Here is a 295-nt window from a genome sequence, read left to right as displayed (position 1 = left end):
TTTTCACCCCTTTCAGACTGTTGGCCTGCGCTTTACTGCGGCCTTCTGCCAACGCCTCGGCGAAATTAGCGAACAGTACGGTGACCCACAGCCAGCCGCTAATTGCCGCGCTAAACAGCGCATTGCCAGGCATCACACCGCTTGCCATCGCGATGCTAATACAGGTGGTCAGCAGACTTCCGATCCAGACGATAAACATCACCGGATTGCGCCATTGCGCCTGCGGGTTTAATTTTTTCACCGCTTCTTTCAGCGCCTGAACGACAAGTGTTGGTTCGAATAGCGCCAGTTGTTT

1 pseudogene is annotated in these 295 nt (G+C 53.9%); it reads right to left on the bottom strand.

Going from position 1 to position 295, the window contains the following annotated elements:
* Positions 1–295 (bottom strand): annotated as a pseudogene (locus LZP73_RS20120) (hypothetical protein); the annotation flags it as partial.

Origin of the sequence: Shewanella sp. AS16 (assembly GCF_021412365.1) — a bacterium.
Taxonomy (GTDB): Bacteria; Pseudomonadota; Gammaproteobacteria; order Enterobacterales; family Shewanellaceae; genus Shewanella; species Shewanella salipaludis.
This window is presented reverse-complemented; position numbering and strand designations above follow the sequence as displayed.